Annotated in this window: 15 protein-coding genes; 9 read left to right on the top strand and 6 right to left on the bottom strand. The window is 75.0% G+C overall.

Features of this window, described 5'->3' with window-relative positions; all coding sequences use genetic code 11:
* Positions 1–27 precede the first annotated feature (27 nt).
* The 3 genes from ABEA15_RS05645 to ABEA15_RS05635 all read left to right on the top strand — a co-directional run bounded on the left by ABEA15_RS05645 (position 28) and on the right by ABEA15_RS05635 (position 3,376).
* Complete coding sequence (locus ABEA15_RS05645; protein ID WP_345555753.1) at positions 28–1,293, top strand: endo-1,4-beta-xylanase; 1,266 nt, start codon at positions 28–30, stop codon at positions 1,291–1,293.
* Between the two features lie 36 nt (positions 1,294–1,329).
* Entirely contained in the window at positions 1,330–2,328 is a 999-nt protein-coding gene (locus ABEA15_RS05640) for a helix-turn-helix transcriptional regulator (protein WP_345555752.1), read from the top strand.
* Between the two features lie 97 nt (positions 2,329–2,425).
* A complete protein-coding gene (locus tag ABEA15_RS05635) occupies positions 2,426–3,376 on the top strand; it encodes a helix-turn-helix domain-containing protein (RefSeq protein ID WP_344148232.1) in 951 nt (316 codons plus the stop codon).
* Positions 3,377–3,413: 37 nt separating this feature from the next.
* Here the strand turns inward: ABEA15_RS05635 and ABEA15_RS05630 are convergent, their stop codons facing one another.
* Positions 3,414–5,231, bottom strand: coding sequence for a serine/threonine protein kinase (locus ABEA15_RS05630; RefSeq protein ID WP_345555751.1), 1,818 nt, complete (start codon positions 5,229–5,231; stop codon positions 3,414–3,416).
* 307 nt (positions 5,232–5,538) lie between these two features.
* Between ABEA15_RS05630 and ABEA15_RS05625 the strand changes: the two genes are divergently transcribed.
* Positions 5,539–6,006 (top strand): NUDIX domain-containing protein, encoded by a 468-nt coding sequence (locus ABEA15_RS05625; RefSeq protein ID WP_344148238.1) that lies wholly within the window; start codon positions 5,539–5,541, stop codon positions 6,004–6,006.
* 76 nt (positions 6,007–6,082) lie between these two features.
* Here the strand turns inward: ABEA15_RS05625 and ABEA15_RS05620 are convergent, their stop codons facing one another.
* Positions 6,083–6,559, bottom strand: coding sequence for a nitroreductase family deazaflavin-dependent oxidoreductase (locus ABEA15_RS05620; RefSeq protein ID WP_344148241.1), 477 nt, complete (start codon positions 6,557–6,559; stop codon positions 6,083–6,085).
* Between the two features lie 76 nt (positions 6,560–6,635).
* On the bottom strand, positions 6,636–7,229 hold the full coding sequence (locus tag ABEA15_RS05615; RefSeq protein ID WP_345555750.1) for a TetR/AcrR family transcriptional regulator: 594 nt from the start codon (positions 7,227–7,229) through the stop codon (positions 6,636–6,638).
* 119 nt (positions 7,230–7,348) lie between these two features.
* Here ABEA15_RS05615 and ABEA15_RS05610 point away from each other — a divergent pair, with 119 nt between their 5' ends.
* A complete protein-coding gene (locus tag ABEA15_RS05610) occupies positions 7,349–8,617 on the top strand; it encodes a cytochrome P450 (protein ID WP_345555749.1) in 1,269 nt (422 codons plus the stop codon).
* A gap of 84 nt (positions 8,618–8,701) precedes the next feature.
* Here ABEA15_RS05610 and ABEA15_RS05605 read toward each other — a convergent pair whose 3' ends face one another.
* The 3 genes from ABEA15_RS05605 to ABEA15_RS05595 form a co-directional block, all read right to left on the bottom strand.
* Positions 8,702–9,844 (bottom strand): hypothetical protein, encoded by a 1,143-nt coding sequence (locus ABEA15_RS05605; RefSeq protein WP_345555748.1) that lies wholly within the window; start codon positions 9,842–9,844, stop codon positions 8,702–8,704.
* A gap of 226 nt (positions 9,845–10,070) precedes the next feature.
* Positions 10,071–10,403 (bottom strand): MoaD/ThiS family protein, encoded by a 333-nt coding sequence (locus ABEA15_RS05600; RefSeq protein WP_345555747.1) that lies wholly within the window; start codon positions 10,401–10,403, stop codon positions 10,071–10,073.
* A gap of 3 nt (positions 10,404–10,406) precedes the next feature.
* Complete coding sequence (locus ABEA15_RS05595; protein ID WP_344148257.1) at positions 10,407–11,507, bottom strand: WD40/YVTN/BNR-like repeat-containing protein; 1,101 nt, start codon at positions 11,505–11,507, stop codon at positions 10,407–10,409.
* A 384-nt stretch (positions 11,508–11,891) separates the two neighbouring features.
* Between ABEA15_RS05595 and ABEA15_RS05590 the strand changes: the two genes are divergently transcribed.
* The 4 genes from ABEA15_RS05590 (at position 11,892) to ABEA15_RS05575 (ending at position 17,257) form a co-directional block, all read left to right on the top strand.
* A complete protein-coding gene (locus ABEA15_RS05590) occupies positions 11,892–14,714 on the top strand; it encodes a helix-turn-helix transcriptional regulator (RefSeq protein WP_345555746.1) in 2,823 nt (940 codons plus the stop codon).
* Between the two features lie 168 nt (positions 14,715–14,882).
* On the top strand, positions 14,883–15,677 hold the full coding sequence (locus ABEA15_RS05585) for an ABC transporter ATP-binding protein (protein WP_344148263.1): 795 nt from the start codon (positions 14,883–14,885) through the stop codon (positions 15,675–15,677).
* Positions 15,670–16,392 carry an ABC transporter ATP-binding protein gene (locus ABEA15_RS05580; RefSeq protein ID WP_345555745.1) on the top strand — a complete coding sequence of 241 codons (723 nt, stop codon included), beginning with the start codon at positions 15,670–15,672 and terminating at the stop codon, positions 16,390–16,392. Before ABEA15_RS05585 ends, ABEA15_RS05580 begins: the two co-directional genes overlap by 8 nt.
* A gap of 13 nt (positions 16,393–16,405) precedes the next feature.
* Positions 16,406–17,257 (top strand): branched-chain amino acid ABC transporter permease, encoded by an 852-nt coding sequence (locus ABEA15_RS05575; RefSeq protein ID WP_344148270.1) that lies wholly within the window; start codon positions 16,406–16,408, stop codon positions 17,255–17,257.
* Positions 17,258–17,259 lie beyond the last annotated feature (2 nt).

The following is a 17,259-nucleotide window of genomic DNA, read 5'->3' as shown; positions in this document are numbered from 1 at the left end:
CGGGAACCGGCAGCGAAAGAGGGCCCCATGGTCAAGCACCGAGCCCCGCGAACGCACCTCATGGCGGTAGGCGCAGGCCTGCTGCTCTTCGTCCTGCTGGCCGTGGTCGCCGTGCGGGCGACGGCCGGACCGACGCAGGCCGGCGGCGTCCCGCTGCGCGACCTCGCCGCCGAACACGGCATCCGCATCGGCGCCGCCGCCAACCCGTACCTGCTGGAGAGGAACCGCCACTACCGGGCGGTCCTGGGCGAGCAGTACGGATCACTGACGGCGGAGAACGTGATGAAGTGGGACACCCTGCAACCGGAGCGCGGTGTGTACGACTTCTCTCTGGCCGACACCCTGGTCGACTTCGCCGAGAAGCACGGCCAGGACATGCGCGGCCACACCCTGCTCTGGCACAACCAGAACCCGGAGTGGCTGTCCGAGGGACACTTCGGTCCCGATGAGCTGCGCTCGATCATGCACGACCACATCGAGACCGTCGTCGGCGACCACTTCAAGGGGCGGGTCTACGCCTGGGACGTGATCAACGAGCCGTTCCGCGACAGCGGCGGCGAGCTGCGCCGCAACCTGTGGCTGCGGACCCTGGGCAAGGACTACATCGCCGAGGCGCTGCGCACGGCCCATGCGGCCGACCCGGACGCGCGGCTCTACATCAACGACTTCAGCATCGAGGGCCGCAACGCCAAGAGCGACGCCCTCTACGAGCTGGCGAAGTCGCTGCTGGAGCAGGGCGTCCCGCTGCACGGCATCGGATTCCAGAGCCACCTGAGCGTCGGCGCCGTCCCCGACGACATGGTCGAGAACATGCGCAGGTTCACCGACCTCGGGCTGGAGGTCACCGTCACCGAGCTCGACATCAGCATCGACATGCCCGCCAGCGAGGAGGAGCTGCGCGCCCAGGCCGAGGACTACCGCACGGTCGTGCGCAACTGCCTGCAGGTCAGCAAATGCACCGGGGTCACAGTGTGGGGCGTGGGCGACGCCGACTCCTGGATCCCGTCCTGGTTCCCGGGCCAGGGCGCGGCGCTGCCCTTCGACCAGGACTACGCGCCCAAGCCCGCCTTCGGCGCCGTGCAGGAGGCGCTGAGCAAGGCCGGGTTCGGCGCAACACCCACCGGCCCCGCGACTCCCACCGCCTCCGCAACGCCCGCCGGTCCCGCGGCTTCCGCCAACCCGGCAACACCCGCGGCCTCCGCGACACCCGCGGCCTCCGCGACACCCACCGGCCCGGCACCCACGGCCTCCACAACGCCTACCGGCCCCGGCACACGGTCGCCGGGATACTGACACCGGCTGTCAGGTGCACGCCGCATACTGGGGTGCATGCGTGCGAGCCGACTGGTCTCGCTGGTGCTGCTGCTGCAGAACCGCGGGCGGATGACCGCGGCCGAGCTGGCCTCGGCCCTGGAGGTCTCCGAACGGACGATCTACCGCGACACCGAGGCGCTGAGCGGTGCCGGCATCCCGCTCTACGCCGACCGCGGCGCGGGCGGCGGGTACCGCCTCCTCGACGGCTACCGGACCCGGCTGACCGGGCTGACCGCCGGCGAGGCCGACGCGCTGCTCCTGGCGGGCCTACCCGATGCCGCCGCCCAGCTGGGGCTGGGAGCCGAGATGGCCGCGGCCGACCTCAAGCTGCTGGCGGCACTGCCGGAGGAGCTGCGCGAACGCGCCGAGCGCGTGCGGTCGCGCTTCCACCTGGACGCGCCGGGCTGGTGGCGGGCGACCGAGGAGACCCCGCACCTGAGCGCGATCGCCGCCGCGGTGTGGGACCAGCACACGATCGACGCCGCCTACCGCCGGTGGGACGGCGCCGAGGTGCGGCGGCGGCTCGACCCGCTGGGCGTCGTGCTCAAGGGGGGCACCTGGTACTTCCTCGCGCGCCCGCACCGCGGCGAGGGCCGGCCCGCGCCCTCCGGCCCGCTCCGCCCGCGCACCTTCCGCGTCTCGCGGGTGTGCGGCCTCCAGGTGCGCGACGACGTCTTCGAGCGCCCCGCCGACTTCGACCTCGCCGCCTCGTGGGCGCAATGGTCGCGGGAGTTCGAGGAGAGCCGGCACCGGTTGCGCACCCGCGTCCGGTTGACGCGCCGCGCCCTGGAGCTGATGCCCGCCCTGTCCTCCCCGATCACCGCCGCCGGCGCAGAAGGGCTGGAACCGGGCCCCGACGGATGGTGCGAGGCCGAGCTCCTGGTCGAGTCGGTGGCGGTGGCCACCTCGGAGTTCGCGGCCTACGGCCCCGAGATCGAGGTGCTGGAGCCCGTTGAGCTGCGCTCGGCCCTGGCCGGCTGCCTGCGCGCCGCCGCCGCACTGTACTCGCGGTGAGCCCGGCGGAGGGCGCGCGGCGCCGGGCCGGACGCGTCGGCACCACCGGCGAAAGCCGGTTGACCCTCCAGTGAGGGGAGACTCCACGATGGCGGACATGGAAACGCAGGAAGGCCTGCACACCATCGGTGAGCTGGCCGCACGCACCGGACTGAGCGTCAAGGCGATCCGGTTCTACGCCGACGCGGGCGTCGTGCCGCCGACGGCGCGCAGCGCCGCGGGCTACCGGCTCTACGACGCCGAGGCCGCGGCCCGGCTGGACCTGGTGCGCACGCTGCGCGAGCTCGGGATCGACCTGGCGACGATCAGGGCGGTCCTGGGCCGCGAGGCCGACCTCGGCGAGGTGGCCGCCGCGCACGTGCGCTCGCTGGACGAGCGGATCCGGATGCTGCGCCTGCGCCGGGCGGTGCTGAGCACCGTCGCCCATCGCACGCCGACACAACGGGAGATCAGCCTCATGACCGACCTCGCCCGCCTGTCCGCCGAGGAGCGGCAGCGCATCATCGACGACTACCACGACGCCGTCTTCGGCGGCCTCGACCTGGACGAGGACTTCGTCGCCCACCAGCGCTCGGTGCGGGTGGAGCTGCCCGAGGAGCCCGGTCCCGAGCAGGTGGACGCCTGGGTCGAGCTTGCCGAACTGGTCCAGGACCCCGGCTTCCGGGAGCGGGTGCGGGACATGGCCCGAGCCCAGGAGCGCAGCAGAGCCGACGGCACCTTCGAGCGGTCCGCCGAGGGCGCCTCCCGGCTCGCCGAGCGCATCGCCGAATCGGTCGCCGCCGCCCGCGCCGCCGGTATCGCGCCCGACTCCGCCGAGGCCCGGCCCGTGGTCGACGAGCTGGTGGCCGCTGCACTGGAGGGCGGGGCCGCCGACACCCCGGCCGAGCGGCGCCGCCTGGCCGACGGGTACGCCGTGTTCACCGACCGCCGTGTCGAGCGCTACTGGAAGCTCATGGGCGTGATCAACGGCTGGCCCGCGTTCGAGCCGCGGGTGCCCGAGTGGGAGTGGTTCATCGCGGCGCTGCGCGCGAGCGCCGAGGCCGCGTAGCACCCCGGCGCGGGGCCGCGCCCCGCGGCCCCGCGCCTCAGCCCCAGAAGCCGTAGTAGTAGAGCATCCCGTTCGTGCCGGCGATGACGGCCAGCGCCAGCGCGGAGCCGACCACGTAGCCGGTGCGCAGCGAGCGGATGAGGAACTCGGCGCCCACGATGTTGTTCAGCAGGAAGTAGCCCAGGTACATGGCGTGGAAGAACCCGTCGAGGGTGAAGACGCCCGGGTAGTACCACCCCTGGCCGCTCCACATGCCCGACTCGGTGGTGAACCACTGCCAGGCGTAGGAGACGCCCGTTCCCAGCGGTATCTGGATGAGCGGGATGATCAGCAGCGGCAGCAGCTTGGCGAAGCTCCACAGGCTGGGCTGGTCGGCATGGCGGGCCTGCGCCTGGGCGCGGCGGGCGGCCTCCTGCTCGGCCCGCACGCGCTCGCGGTGCGCGCGCTCGGCCTCCTGCCTGCGGCGCTGCTCCTCACGCTGCTGCTCGCGCTGCTGCTGCTCCTCGCGCTGCCGGCGGAGCTCCTCGTCGCGGCGGCGCTGCTCGTCCTGGGACTGCCGGCCGCCGCCGTAGGCGTCTCCGGCGCCGCCGCGGTACATGCCGGCATAGGGGTCGTCCTGGGCCGGAGGCATCGCGGCGGTCGGGGGATGCTGCCGGCCGCCGGTGCCGTAAGCGGATGTCGGGGCGGGGCCCTGCTGGTCGTAGGCGCGGGTGTGCTGCCCGTAGGCCGCAGTGGAGGCGGCCTGGTCGTAGGCGCGCGTCTGGTCCGGCCGCGGGCCGTCGGGGTGGTAGGGCGGCGGGTGCTGGGAGGTACCGCCCGCCCCGCCGGCCCCCATGACGGAGGTGGCGTCGGCGCCGCCCTGCCCGGCGGCCCGGGTCGCCGCGTCGTCGCCGAGGGCGGAGGCCGCCGCCGCGCCGGCGGCCGCTCCGCCGAGCACGGAGGTCGACCCGCCGGTGTCGGCGCCGTCGGTGGTGCCCGCGCCGCTCAGCGCGGAGTTGGTCCGGGCGACCTGCTCGCGCACACCGCGCATGACCTGGGCGGGCAGCCAGGACTCGCCGATGGGGATGTCGCCGATCGCGTCGAGCAACTGGCCCGGCGAGGGCCGTCCCCGCGCGTCCTTGGCCAGGCAGGCCGAGACCAGGCGCTGGAGCTGGGCGGGCACCGCTGAGAGGTCGGGGTCGTGCTGCATGACGCGCATGACCAGGGTGGGCATGGCGCCCTCGCCGAAGGGCCCCACGCCGCCGGCCGCGTAGACCAGCACCGCGCCGAAGGCGAAGATGTCGCTGCCGGCGGTGAGGTGCTCGCCCTGGATCTGCTCCGGCGACATGAAACCGGGCGTTCCGATGACCGACTGGGTGGCGGCGGTGCCTTCGCTGGCGCGGGCGATGCCGAAGTCGATGACGCGCGGCCCGTCCTCGGCCAGCAGCACGTTGCCCGGCTTGAGGTCGCGGTGGATCAGTCCGACGCGGTGGATCTCGCCCAGGGCCTCGGCCAGGCCCGCCGCCAGCACGCGCAGCGTGTGCTCGGGCAGCCCGCCGTAGCTGCGCACGGCCTCGTCCAACGGCAGCGAGGGCACGTAGGAGGTCACCAGCCAGGGGACCTGGTCGTCGGGGTCGGCGTCGATGACCGGGGCGGTGAACGCACCGCTGACCTGGCGCGCGGCGGTGACCTCGCGGGCGAAGCGATCGCGGAAGGAGGTGTCGGTCGCCAGGTGGGGGTGGATGCGCTTCACCGCGACCGGGCGGCCGCCCGCCGACCGTCCGAAGTACACCTGCCCCATGCCCCCGGCACCCAGCCGGCTGATCAGCCGGTACCGGCCGATGCGCTCCGGGTCGCCGTGCTCCAACGGACCCACGTCCGTACCTCCGCTTTCGCGCTCTCTCGATGGGTGGCCCGATCCCTGCGATCGTAGCCGCACCGGGTGCGGTCCCGCCCCGCTCCGCCGGCGCCCGACCGCGGCCGGCGGGCGGGCGCGCCGCCGTCTCAGGTGCAGGCTGGAGCCTGCGCCTCGGTCGGCGTTCAGTCTAGGGGGTGGGCGCGTCACCACAGGCGCCTTTACATCGTAGATTATTCTGTGTGTCGCCCGGCACGGCCGCGGTCTCGGCGCCCGCGCGGCCCGGTGCCGCGTCGCCGCGATCTCCGGCACGGCCTACGCTGCGGGTATGGCGCAATTCCTTCCTCCCGAGCAGTGGTTCGCCTCGTTGCCCACGGCCTATCTGGCCGCATTCGGGCTGATCACCGACGAATTCGGCCGCGTACTGCTGGTCGATCCCAACTACCGCGACCACTGGACACTGCCGGGCGGGGTCGTCGAGGACGGCGAGGCCCCGCATCTGGCCTGCGAGCGCGAGGTCGCCGAGGAGGTGGGGCTGAGCCGCACCGCCGGGACGCTGCTGTCCGTGCAGTGGAGCGCGCCCCGGGGCGCCCGCCCCAAGCCGTTCCTGTCGTTCGTCTTCGACTGCGGCTCGGTGGACGCGGGCGTGCCCATCACGCTGCAGGAGGAGGAGCTCGACGACTTCGCCTTCGTCGCACCCGATGCCGCGCCCGGCCTGCTGCACCCCGCCCTGGCGCCCCGGCTGACCGGCGCCCTCAAGGCCCGCCGCGAGGGCGCGACGGTCTACGTGCCCTAGACGGCATGCAGGGAGGGTTCGCGCGAAGGGCGCCGGTCCGGCCCCGGGGGGCCGAGGGGCGCGCACCCGGCGGCGCTCAGGCGCGAGGGTGCAGCCGGACGAACGGCAGTTCGCGCCCCGCGGCCCGGAAGTCCTCCTCCGACCCGTCAAGCACGAAGCCCATCATCCGCGCCAGCCGCACAGCGGCGCGCGGGTGGCGGCGGGCGTAGCCGACGAAGAACCCGGCGCCCTCGTCTGCGGCCGGCGGCTCGGCCTCCGCCGCGAAGCGCCGCGCGCCCACTTGGACGAGCACTCGCGGATGCGCGAGTACGTTGCGGTACCAGTCGGCGCGCGGGCCGAACCCGGAGCAGACGACGTAGGCGCCGCCGGGTGTGCGGTCGACGACCTCCAGAACGGTCCGCCGGCGGCGCCCGGACGTCCGCCCGACGTGGTTGAGCAGCAGGAACCGACCGCCGAGCAGCGGCCCCAGGCCCCATCGGTACAGGTGGACCGGCGCGCGGAACAGCAGCCGGGCCGCTCCGGTGGGCGGCTGCGGGCGGTCGGCGATCTCCATCGCGGCCCCTCTTCCGGTTTCGTGGTCGTTGACTCGGTCGTCGCGCCGACCGCTTCCCGGCCGCCGGCGCCGGCACTCAGTCCGCGCCCTCCAGGAGGTCGCGCAGCGCCTCCGAAGCGGCGCCGACCGGCACCTCGCGGTCGGCCATCACGTGCAGCACCAGCCCGTCGAGCAGCGCGGTTACCAGGACGGCCGCCCCGGTGCAGCGCCGCGGCCCCCAGTGGGGATACAGCGCGGCGACGCGATCGGCGATCCGGCCGCGCGCCTCGCGCAGCTCGTCGCGCAGCACATCGCATAGGTCGGGTTCGCGCTGGGCGCCGACGACGAGTTCCACGGCGATGCGCATGGCCCGGTCGTCGTCGGTCGATGCGGGGATGATCCGGGCCAGCTCGTCCAGCACCTCGCCGACGCTCCCCCGCTCCAGCAGCGCCTCGGCGAAGGGCTCCAGGACCTGCTCGGTGCCGGCCCTGGCCACGTCGCGCCGCAGCCCGGCCAGGCCGCCGAAGTGGTAGTGGATCAGTCCGGTGTTGGCCCCGCTGCGCTCGGCCACGGCCCGCGCCGTGATGGCGGGCCAACCGCCCTCGGCGAGCAGGTCCAGCCCGGCTGCCACCAACTGCTCGCGGCGCCGCGCCCCTCGACCCGAAGTTGCACGATCGGCTAAGTTGGCCATGTGGCCAAGTTACCGCACCCGCAGCGCCGACCGCGACCTCGCACGGCCGGCACGTGCCTCGGCCCCGTCCGCACCACCATGTCGGCATCCGGTTTCCAGCGCAGCCAGGGGGCGCGTCAATGCTCTCCACCACCGAACTCCGCTTCGCCGCACGTCTGCGCATCCAGCGCGGCCTGACCTGGTTCTTCGCCCAGACCGGCGACGCCTTCAGCCGCGTCGACCACTGGCCCTGGCGCCTCGACCCCTATCCCGTCTACGCGCGGATGCACGCCGGGGAGCCCGTCCAGCGCAGCCGCGTCGGCGTGCTGACGATCGCCTCCCACGAGACCGCCCGCGGCGTGCTGCGCGACCGGCGCATCGGCGTGCGGCCCGTCGGCGAGTATCCGCTGCCCGACTTCGACCTGCTCGACCTGTCGTTTTTGCAGCGCGACGAGCCGGACCACGCCCGGCTGCGCGCCTTGGCGCGGCCCGCCTTCTCGCCGCGCCGGATGGCGGCGTACCGGCCGATGGTGCAGAGCGTCGCCGACCGGCTGCTGGACGCGGTCGAACCGCGCGGCCGCTTCGACCTGATGCGCGACTTCGCCGCACCGCTGCCGATCGCGGTCATCACCGAGCTGCTCGGGATCGAGGGCGCCGACAGCGAGCGGTTCCTCCACTACGGCAACACGCTGGGCGCCTCGCTGGACGGCGCGCGCAGCCTGCGCCGGTACCGCGAGCTCATGCGGGCCTCGGCCGAGATCGACGCGATGTTCGGCAGGCTCGTCGAGGAGCGCCGCCGCGACCCGCGCGACGACATCGTCAGCGACCTGGTCTCCGCCGTGGACGACGAGCGGATGACCGCGCAGGAGCTGCACGCCATGGCGCAGCTGCTGCTCGTGGCCGGGTTCGAGACCACGGTGAACCTCATCGGAAACGCGGTGGCCGCGCTGATGGTCCACCGCGACCAGTGGGAGGCCCTGCGCGCCGATCCCGGGCTGGCACCCCGGGCGGTCGAGGAGGCGCTGCGCTACGACTCCCCCGTCCAACTGGTCGGCCGCTTCCCCCACGAGGACGTCGAGATCGCCGGGCGCGCCGTCCGGCGCGACACCCCGATGCTGGTGCTGGTCGGGGCGGCCGGGCGCGACCCGGCGGTCTTCCCCGATCCGGCGCGGTTCGACCTCACCCGCGAGAACGCGGGCGAGCACCTGTCCTTCTCCGGCGGCGCGCACTACTGCCTCGGCGCGCCGCTGGCCCGGTTGGAGGGGGAGATCGCGCTGCGCACACTCGTGCGGCGCTTCCCCCACCTGCGGGCCGCGGAAGCGCCGCGGCGGCGCCGGACGACCACGATCCGCGGCCTGGCGCGGTTCCCCGTTCACGCGGGAGCAGGCTCGCGCCCGGTCTCGGCCTGAGGCGGCAGCGCACCGCCGGCCGCCTCCGCCCCCACCCCCGCGGAGGCGGCCGGCCCGCCCGGCACCGGACCGGCGCGCGTGCCGCTAGTTCGCCGGTGCGGGGGACGGACGCGCCACGCCGCGTCCGCAGTCGGCGCAGGCGCCGCGGCGGCGCAGGTGGTAGGCGAGCGCGGCGGCGGCAAGGGCCGCGCCCCAGACCGGGAAGAGCACGGCGATGAGGCCCGCCAGCACCGCGGCCCCGAACGGACCGCTCGCATCCGCGGCACCGCCGGCCATGGCAGCATAGCCCGAGACCATCGCGATGCCGCCGACGAACACCAGCACCGCCACGACGCAGGCGGGGACCACGGCCAGCGCGACCGGGACTCGCCGGCCGGCGAGTCCCGGCACCCAGCGGGGGAAGACCTCGCCCCAGCGCTGGACCAGCCCGAGCGTCAGCACGGCGCCGACGGTGGCGAAGCCCGCAAGGAACGCGCCCGAGGTCCACGAGCCGTCGGCCTGGCCCTCGCGCAGGAACTCCCGGGTGATCCCGATCGGGATGCCCAGCCACCAGGCGAACCGGGTGGCGGCGTAGAGCAGCGGCGGCGCCATCGCGACGTACACCGCGACGCTCCCCCACCGCGCCGCGGCGGCGGGCGAGGTCCACCCGTGCGCCCGGCCGGTGCGCCCGCAGTGCACGCACCCGCCCCTGCTGCGCCGCGCGTAGGCCAGGGCGGCCGCCGCCCAGAGGAGCCCGCCGGCCAGGCAGACCACCTGGTGCAGCATGTCCCGGGTCAGCGCCTGGGCCAGGAACACCGCACCCACGTCGCTGCCGGCCACCACGCCGACCAGTCCGTAGGGCACGTAGCCCAGAAGCATCAGCAGGCGGACGTCGATCATGCAGAGCAGCAGCAGTGCCGCGACCAGTGCGCCCGCGGCGAGGAGCAGACGCCGCCCGGTGCGCACGCCCTTCAGCATGGCCGCGCCCACCGCCGCGGCGGGCAGGCCCGCCAGCAGCACCGCCGCCCACGCCGGTCCCGGGCCGAAGCGGACGGCCAGCGGACCCAGCGACGGGTCGCCGGCGGACTCCACGGGCGGGCCTCCCGCGGTCAGCGCCCAGAGCAGCGCCACCAGCGCGTATCCCAGCGACCACAGCGGCGCCGCCACCGGCGTCCAGCGCAGCCACCCGCGCTGGCGGCTGCGCGCGCCCCCGCCCGCGGACCCGTTCCCGGATCGTGCCGTCGTCATCGCGCTCTCCCTCACTCCGGCGGCCGAGCGGCCGCACCGGTTGCCGAGGGCTCCCACTCTCGCCGGGGGCCGCGCCGCCGGGCCTCCCCCCGCAGAGCGGATCGCCGCCGCCGGCCTCCCCTCTGCGGGGGAGGAGCGGCGGCGGCCCTGCGCAGCGCGTTCGCGGCGCCCGGCCGGGCCGGCGCCGGTCGGGGCACGCGGCGGGTCGGGCCGACCCGAGCGCGGGTCAGCCGCCGGCCACCGACGGGAGGACGCGGACCTCCGTGCCGTCGGCGACGGGCGTGTCGAGGCCGCCGACGGCGCGGCACTCGTCGGAGTCGACGAAGACGTTGACGTAGCGGCGCAGGCGGCCCTGCTCGTCGCGGATCCGGCGGTCGAGCCCCGGGTGGCGGCGGGTGAGCTCGTCGAGGACGGCGCGCAGGGTGGGCGCGGAGTCCGGCGGGGCGGCGGTGGGCGCCGCTGCGCCGGCGGGCGCCGCGGCACCGAGCGCGATGTCGACGCGGGAGGCTCCCCCGGCGTCGCTCTGCAGGACCTGCGGGAGGACGACCGTCACACCCATGGCTCACACCTCCGTCGCGCGGACGCAGAGCACGTCGGGCAGGTGCGCGGCCACCTGCGTCCACTCGCCGCCGGAGTCGGTGGTGCAGTAGACGTCGCCGCTGCGGGTGCCGAAGTAGAAGCCGGGGTCGGCGGCGCCGTCGGTGCAGGCGCCGTCGCGCAGCACGATCCCGTAGTAGGGGTCCTCGGGCAGCCCCTTGGCGGCCGGCCGCCAGCTGCGGCCCGCGTCGTCGGTGCGGTAGACGGCCAGGTGGTCGTCGGGGGGCAGGTGCACCTCCTGGCTGACCACCGGGAACACGTATCCCGACCCGGGGATGTGCGGATGGGTGACGAAGGAGAACCCGAAGTCGGTGGGCAGGCCGTCGGCGATCGGGGTCCAGCCCGAGGCGGGGTCCGTGCTGCGGAAGACGCCGTGGTGGTTCTGGGCGTAGAACTCGCCGTCGCTGCCGACCGCGACCTTGTGCACGCACTGGCCGTACTCGGGGTACTCCTCGGGCAGGAAGACGGCGGTGATGCCGTGGTTGGCCGGGTTCCAGGCGGTGCCGCCGTCGCGGGACTGGTACACCCCGCCGGTGGACATGGCCACGGTCATGGCCCGCGGGTCGGTGCCGTCGGCGCTGACCCGCCCGGGGATCACGGTGTGGATCGCGGCCCCGCCCGCGCCGGGCCACCAGTCGCCGCGGTGGGGGTGGTCCCACAGGCCGCGCACCAGCTCGAAGCTCTCGCCGCCGTCGGTCGAGCGGAACAGCGCGGTGGGCTCGACCCCGGCGTAGACGGTGCCGGGCTCGTCGCCGAAGGCGAGCTGCCACACCCGGGTGAAGGTGGCGTCGACGTCCTCGGGGAACGCGATCGGCGCCCGGTCCGGCTCGTGCCAGGTGGCGCCGAGGTCGTCGCTGGACCACACGCTGGGCCCGAAGTGGGAGCTCTCGGCTCCGACCAGGATCCGCCGCGTGCCGGGCTCGATGCCCACCGCGTAGATGCCGGCCATGTTGGCGTAGTCCGCGCTGTCCAGGCGGTGCGGGCCGCGCATCCGCCAGGTGCGGCGGTCCTCGGCGGTTGCGGTGAACAGGCCCTTGCGTGTCCCGATGACCAGGAGATACGTCATGATCGCCCCAAGAGGTGAGTGCTCGGCAGGCAGTGGAGAACGTGGGCGGGCGCACCGTGGTCGGCGGCCCGCCGGGTGGTCGCGCGCCGCCGCGGGACTGCGCCTGCAAGGCGGCGGGTGTGACCCAGAGCATACCGGAGGCGGAGTAAAATTCGTACAAGTGTTCGCCGTGTGTCGTTGACGGAGCGGTGGCGCCGAGGGCGCCGATGTGGGCACCGACCGGGCCCGCGCGGGCGGCGGAGCACCCTCCGGCCGACCCGCCGGCGCGGGCCGCGCCGCCGCTACCAGCCGCACCCGCCGCCTCACGCAGCGCCCTATCGGTGAAATCACCAGTGTGTCCCCGGTCACCTGTCGACAGGATCGAGCGCTGTGTAACTTGAGGGCGTGCCCACAGCGAATCCCCCGCCGACTCCCGGAATCCGCCTCCGGGGCCGGGAGTCGGAGCAGCGGATGCTCACCGACGCCCTGGACGGCGCCCGCGCCGGCCAAGGCGCGGCACTGCTGGTCTGCGGGGGCCCGGGCATCGGCAAGACCGCCCTGCTCGACCACGCCTGCGAGGTGGCGCGCACGCCGCAGGTCAACCGCAGCCGGGCGCCGCAGGACTCCGTGGTCCTCAAGGGCGCGATGGTGCTCAGCTCGGCCGGCACCGAGTCCGAGTCGGCGATGCCCTTCGCCGGCCTGCAGCGCCTGCTGCGCCCGGTCGCCGATCGCATCGGCGAACTGCCGGCGCATCAGGCCGCGGCCATCGAGCAGGCGATGGAGACCGGACGCGTGGCCGAGAGCGACCGCTTCCCGCTCTCCATCGGAGTGCTGCGGACGCTGTGCCTGCTGGGCCACTCCGCTCCCCTGCTGGTCTGCGTCGACGACGCCCACCTGATGGACTCCGCGTCCCTGGACGCGCTGGCCTTCGCCGCGCGCCGGCTGGGCACCGACCCGGTGGCGGTGGTCTTCGCCGCCCGCGACGACGCGCCCAAGTCCGCGGTGCCCGGGATCCCCGCCGCGACCCTGAGCCCGCTCTCCGACGCGGCCGTCAGCGAGGTCCTCGGCGACGCCGCGCCCGGCGGTATCGCCGCCGGTGTCCGCGCCGAACTGGTGCGCGCCAGCCACGGCAACCCGCTGGCCGCCCGCGGTTTCGCGGCGGCGCTCTCCCGCGACCAGCTCTCGGGCGCCCGGTCCCTGCCGCGCACCCTGCCGCTGCCGGCGCGGCTGCGCGGCGCCTACGCACCGCGGCTGGAGCACCTGCCCGAGCCGACCCGCCACCTGCTGCTCCTGGCCTCGGCCGACCCCGACTGCGGCGCCGACGACCTCGTGCGCGCCGCGGGGCGGCCGGAGACGACCGTGGGCGACCTCGAACCCGCCGAGAACGCCGGGCTGGTGCGCATCGACGGCGCCCGGGTGGTCTTCACCGACCCGCTGCTGCGCACGGCCGCCTACCAGGCCGCCCCGGTGGTGCGGCGCCGCGCCGCCCACGCCCGCCTGGCCCGCGTCGTCGACCCCAAGCGCGAGCCCTCGCGCTACGCCCGCCACCGTGCCGCGGCCGCCGAGGGGCCCGACTCCGAGCTGGCGGCCGAGCTGGCCGCGGCGGCCGACACCGCCAAGGAGCTCAACGGCCACTCGGTGGCCTCGGCCGCGCTGGAGCAGGCCGCCGAGCTGACCCCGATCCCCCGGCTGCGGGCGTGCCGGCTGTCCACGGCGGCCCAGGACGCGTGGCTGTCGGGGATGCCCGAGCGGGCCTCGGAGCTGCTGGAGCGCGCCGAGCCCGACGCGGTCTCCCCCCGCCAGGCCGGGGTGCTGGAGCTGATCCGCGGCCAGGTCCGGCTGCGCGAAGGCAACGCGATCGACACCGCCGACGCCCTGCTGTCCACCGCCGAGCAGCTGCTGCCCCACGACCGCGAGCTGGCGGTGCGCTCGCTGATGCGCGCCGCCGACGCCGCGTCGTTCGCGGGCGACCCGGTGCGCCACGCCGCGGCGGCGCGCCGGCTGGCGCCGCTGGCCCGCGACAACGACCCGCCGGCCATGCGGCTGGCGTTCGCCTACATGGAGGGCTGCGCGCTCAGCTTCGCCGGCGACTACGCGGGCGCGGTCGAGCCGCTGCGGCGCGCCACCGACCTGGCCGAGGAGGTCGACACCCCGGCCGAGCTGATCTGGGCGAGCATCGCCGGACTGCGGCTGGGCGACGCGCCGCTGGTGCACGCGCTGGCGACCCGCGCGGTGGCGGTGGCCCGGCGCCGGGGCGCGCTGGCGGTCGTGCCCCAGGCGCTGGAGTTCCTCGTCTACTCGGAGTTCTGGAGCGGCAGGTTCCCCTCGGGTATCGGCAACTGCATGACGGGCCTGCGGCTGGCCCGCGAGACCGGCCAGCGCAACTGCGCCACCCACCACCTCGCCGCGCTGAGCCTGCTCGCCGCCATCCAGGGCGACTCCGAGACCTGCCACGAACGGGCGCGCGCCGTGGCCGAGCGCTCGTGCGAGAACAGCCTGGGCCTGCCGATCGCGCTCAGCTCGTGGGCCCTGGCCCTGCTGGAGCTGGCCCAGGGCGACGCCCACAGCGCGTTCTCGCGGCTGCGCGTGCTCAACCACGCCGGTGCGGGCTACGGCCACCCGACGATGCGGCTGCTGACCGCGCCGGTGTTCGTCGAGGCCTGCGTGCGCACCGGCGAGCACGGCCGCGCCGAGGTCGCGCTGGCGCCCTTCGAGGCGTGGGCCGATGCGACCGGCAGCCTGAGCAGCCAGGCGGTCGCGGCGCGCTGCCGGGGCCTGCTGGCTGCCCCGGACGAGGCCGCCGACCTCTTCGAGGAGGCGCTGCGGCTGCACCGGGCGTGCGGCGACGACGACGTGGAGCGGGCCCGCACCGCGCTGCTGTACGGAACGACGCTGCGCCGCAACCGCTTCCCTGGCCGCGCGCGCGAGCACCTGCGCGAGGCGCTGGAGACCTTCGAATGGATCGGCGCGCGGCTGTGGGTGGAGCAGGCCCGCGGCGAGCTGCGGGCGATCGGCGACCCCGAGCCCGCGGCCGGCTCCGACCGGGTCGACCGCGGTCTGACCACCCAGCAGCACCAGATCGCGCTGCTGGTGTCCGAAGGGGCCACCAACCGCGAGGTGGCCGCGCACATGTTCATCAGCCCCCGCACCGTCGAACACCACTTACGCGGGATCTTCCGCAAGCTCAACATCCGCTCGCGGGTGGACCTGGCCCGCATTTTCCGCTGAGAACCGCGCGGGGTCCGTGGGCGCACCCCGCGGGGTGCGCCCACGGACCCCGCGACCGTCCCTCGAACCACGACCCGCCGTTCCCTCCGCAGCGGCGGACGACTACCCCATACATGCCAACCGGTCGGTATCGCAGCGGACTCCGACCCGGCACGGAAAGCAGAGCGCATGAGACCCACAACGCCGGACCCCCTGCTCACCGCCGAGGGGGTGACCGTGCGCTTCGGCGGCCTGACAGCCCTCAACGACGTGGGGCTGTCGGTGGCGCCCGGCAGCGTCGTCGGGCTGATCGGGCCAAACGGCGCCGGGAAGACGACGCTGTTCAACGTCGTCTCCGGCGTCCTGCGCCCGCAGAGCGGCTCCGTCTCCTGGAAGGGCCGCCGGCTGCGCCGGCACCGCCCCCACCACCTCGCCGACCTGGGCATCGCCCGCACGCTGCAGGGCCTCAACCTGTTCCCCGGGCTCTCGGCGCTGGACAACGTCATGGTCGGCGCCGACCGGCTCTGCCGCGGGGGCGCGTTCGCCATGCTCACCGGCCTGGGCCGCTACCACTCCGACGAGCGGCGGCTGCGCGAGCGGGCGATGGCCGCACTGGCGGAGTTCGGCGCCGCCCATGCCGCCCGGGCGATGCCGGGCACCCTGCCCTTCGGCGTGCAGAAGCGCGTGGCGCTGGCCCGCGCGGTGGTCGCCGAACCCGAGCTGCTGCTGCTCGACGAGCCCGCCGGCGGCCTGTCCGGCGAGGACATGGCCGCCCTGGCCGCGGCCGTCAAGTCCTTCGGCTCGCGCATGGGCGTGCTGCTGGTCGAACACCACATGGACCTGGTGATGGACGTCTGCGACCACATCGTGGTGCTGGACTTCGGCGAGGTGATCGCCGCGGGCCCGCCCGAGCGCATCCGGTCCGACCCCGCGGTGGCCGAGGCCTACCTGGGCGAGCCCGAGGAGGCGGGTACCGATGGCTGAACGGCCGATGCTCAGCGTGGAGGGGCTCACCGCCTGCTACGGCGCGGTGACCGCGCTCAACGGGGTGAGCATGAGCGTGCCCCGCGGCGGCATCTGCGCGGTACTGGGCGCCAACGGGGCCGGCAAGACGACGCTGCTGCGCACGCTCAGCGGCCTCAAGCGCGCCGAGTCCGGCCGGGTACTGCTGGACGGCGCCGACATCACCCGGTTGCCGGCCGAGCGCCACGTCCGCCACGGCCTGGCGCACGTGCCCGAAGGCGGCGGCGTCATCGCCGAGCTGACCGTCGAGGAGAACCTGCGCCTGGGCGGGCTGTGGCGCGCGGGCCGGCGCGACCGCGCCCGGAGCGCGGCCGAGGTGCTGGAGCTGTTCCCCCCGCTGCGCGAGCGGGTGTCGCGCCCGGCCGCCACGCTCTCGGGCGGTGAGCGCCAGATGCTCGCGCTGGGCCGGGCGCTGATGGCCCGCCCGCGGGTGCTGCTGCTGGACGAGCCCTCGCTGGGTCTGGCGCCGCTGGTCACCCGGCAGATCATGCGGATGCTGCTGGACCTGCGGGCCGAACGCGACCTGACGGTGGTGCTGGTCGAGCAGAACGCCCGCAGTGCGCTGTCGGTCTCCGACCACGGCCTCGTGCTCAACCAGGGCGAGGTCGCCATGGCCGAGGACGCCGGCCGGCTGCTGGCCGACGACCGCATGCGCCACGCCTACCTGGGCTTTTAGAAGAGGGAGATCCGTGGACCACTTCATCGACCTGACATTGAGCGGTCTGTCCGCGGGCGCGGTCTACGCGGCGCTCGCACTGTCGCTGGTCATCATCTACCAGGCCACCCGCGTGGTGAACTTCGCGCAGCCGGCGCTGGCGCTGATCTCGGTCTACATCGCCTACACGGTCTCGCAGGCCACCGGCAGCTACTGGCTGGGGTTCGGCGCCGCCCTGGCGACCGGGCTGGTGCTCGGCGCCGCCACCGAGCGGCTGCTGATCCGCCCGGTGCACGGGCGCTCCCCGCTCAGCGCCATCATCGTCACGCTGGGCCTGCTGCTGGTCCTGCAGGGGTTGGCGGGGATGATCTGGAGCAACGAGCCGCACTCGTTCTCCTACCCGCTGGGCTTTCGCGGCCGGTTCTCGCCCTCCGACTGGTTCGCGCTGGCCTCGGTGGGCGGCGCGGCGCTGCTGCTGTTCGGGCTGTACCGATTCACCCCGCTGGGGCTGCGGATGCGCGCCGCGGCGTTCCGCCCCGAGGCCGCGCGGCTGAGCGGCGTGCGGGTGGGCCTGATGCTGACCACCGGCTGGGCCATCGCCTCGGTGATCGGCGCGCTGGCCGGGATGCTGGCGGCGCCGCCGTTCATCTTCCCCAACGTGCTCGACGCCGTGTTCATCTACGCCATCGCCGCCGCGGTCGTGGGCGGGCTGGAGAACCCCTTCGGCGCCCTGGCCGGCGGCGTGCTCCTCGGCCTGTGCCTGTCCTACGTCTCCGGCTATGCGGGGCCGGAGCTGACCACGCTGGCGGCGCTGGCCGTCCTCGTCCTGGTGCTGAGCATCCGGCCGGACGGCCTGTTCTCCCGCCCGACCGCGCGAAAGGTGTAGTG

Origin of the sequence: Streptomonospora halophila (assembly GCF_039542725.1) — a bacterium.
In the GTDB taxonomy this organism is placed as follows: domain Bacteria; phylum Actinomycetota; class Actinomycetes; order Streptosporangiales; family Streptosporangiaceae; genus Streptomonospora; species Streptomonospora halophila.
This window is presented reverse-complemented; position numbering and strand designations above follow the sequence as displayed.

Excerpts from the sequence above, each read along its gene's own strand:
- ABEA15_RS05585 (WP_344148263.1), top strand. The coding sequence starts at position 14,883 with ATGAGACCCACAACGCCGGACCCCCTGCTCACCGCCGAGGGGGTGACC.
- ABEA15_RS05600 (WP_345555747.1), bottom strand. The coding sequence starts at position 10,403 with ATGGGTGTGACGGTCGTCCTCCCGCAGGTCCTGCAGAGCGACGCCGGG.
- ABEA15_RS05605 (WP_345555748.1), bottom strand. The coding sequence starts at position 9,844 with ATGACGACGGCACGATCCGGGAACGGGTCCGCGGGCGGGGGCGCGCGC.
- ABEA15_RS05610 (WP_345555749.1), top strand. The coding sequence starts at position 7,349 with ATGCTCTCCACCACCGAACTCCGCTTCGCCGCACGTCTGCGCATCCAG.
- ABEA15_RS05615 (WP_345555750.1), bottom strand. The coding sequence starts at position 7,229 with ATGGCCAACTTAGCCGATCGTGCAACTTCGGGTCGAGGGGCGCGGCGC.
- ABEA15_RS05580 (WP_345555745.1), top strand. The coding sequence starts at position 15,670 with ATGGCTGAACGGCCGATGCTCAGCGTGGAGGGGCTCACCGCCTGCTAC.
- ABEA15_RS05625 (WP_344148238.1), top strand. The coding sequence starts at position 5,539 with ATGGCGCAATTCCTTCCTCCCGAGCAGTGGTTCGCCTCGTTGCCCACG.
- ABEA15_RS05635 (WP_344148232.1), top strand. The coding sequence starts at position 2,426 with ATGGAAACGCAGGAAGGCCTGCACACCATCGGTGAGCTGGCCGCACGC.
- ABEA15_RS05645 (WP_345555753.1), top strand. The coding sequence starts at position 28 with ATGGTCAAGCACCGAGCCCCGCGAACGCACCTCATGGCGGTAGGCGCA.
- ABEA15_RS05620 (WP_344148241.1), bottom strand. The coding sequence starts at position 6,559 with ATGGAGATCGCCGACCGCCCGCAGCCGCCCACCGGAGCGGCCCGGCTG.
- ABEA15_RS05595 (WP_344148257.1), bottom strand. The coding sequence starts at position 11,507 with ATGACGTATCTCCTGGTCATCGGGACACGCAAGGGCCTGTTCACCGCA.
- ABEA15_RS05640 (WP_345555752.1), top strand. The coding sequence starts at position 1,330 with ATGCGTGCGAGCCGACTGGTCTCGCTGGTGCTGCTGCTGCAGAACCGC.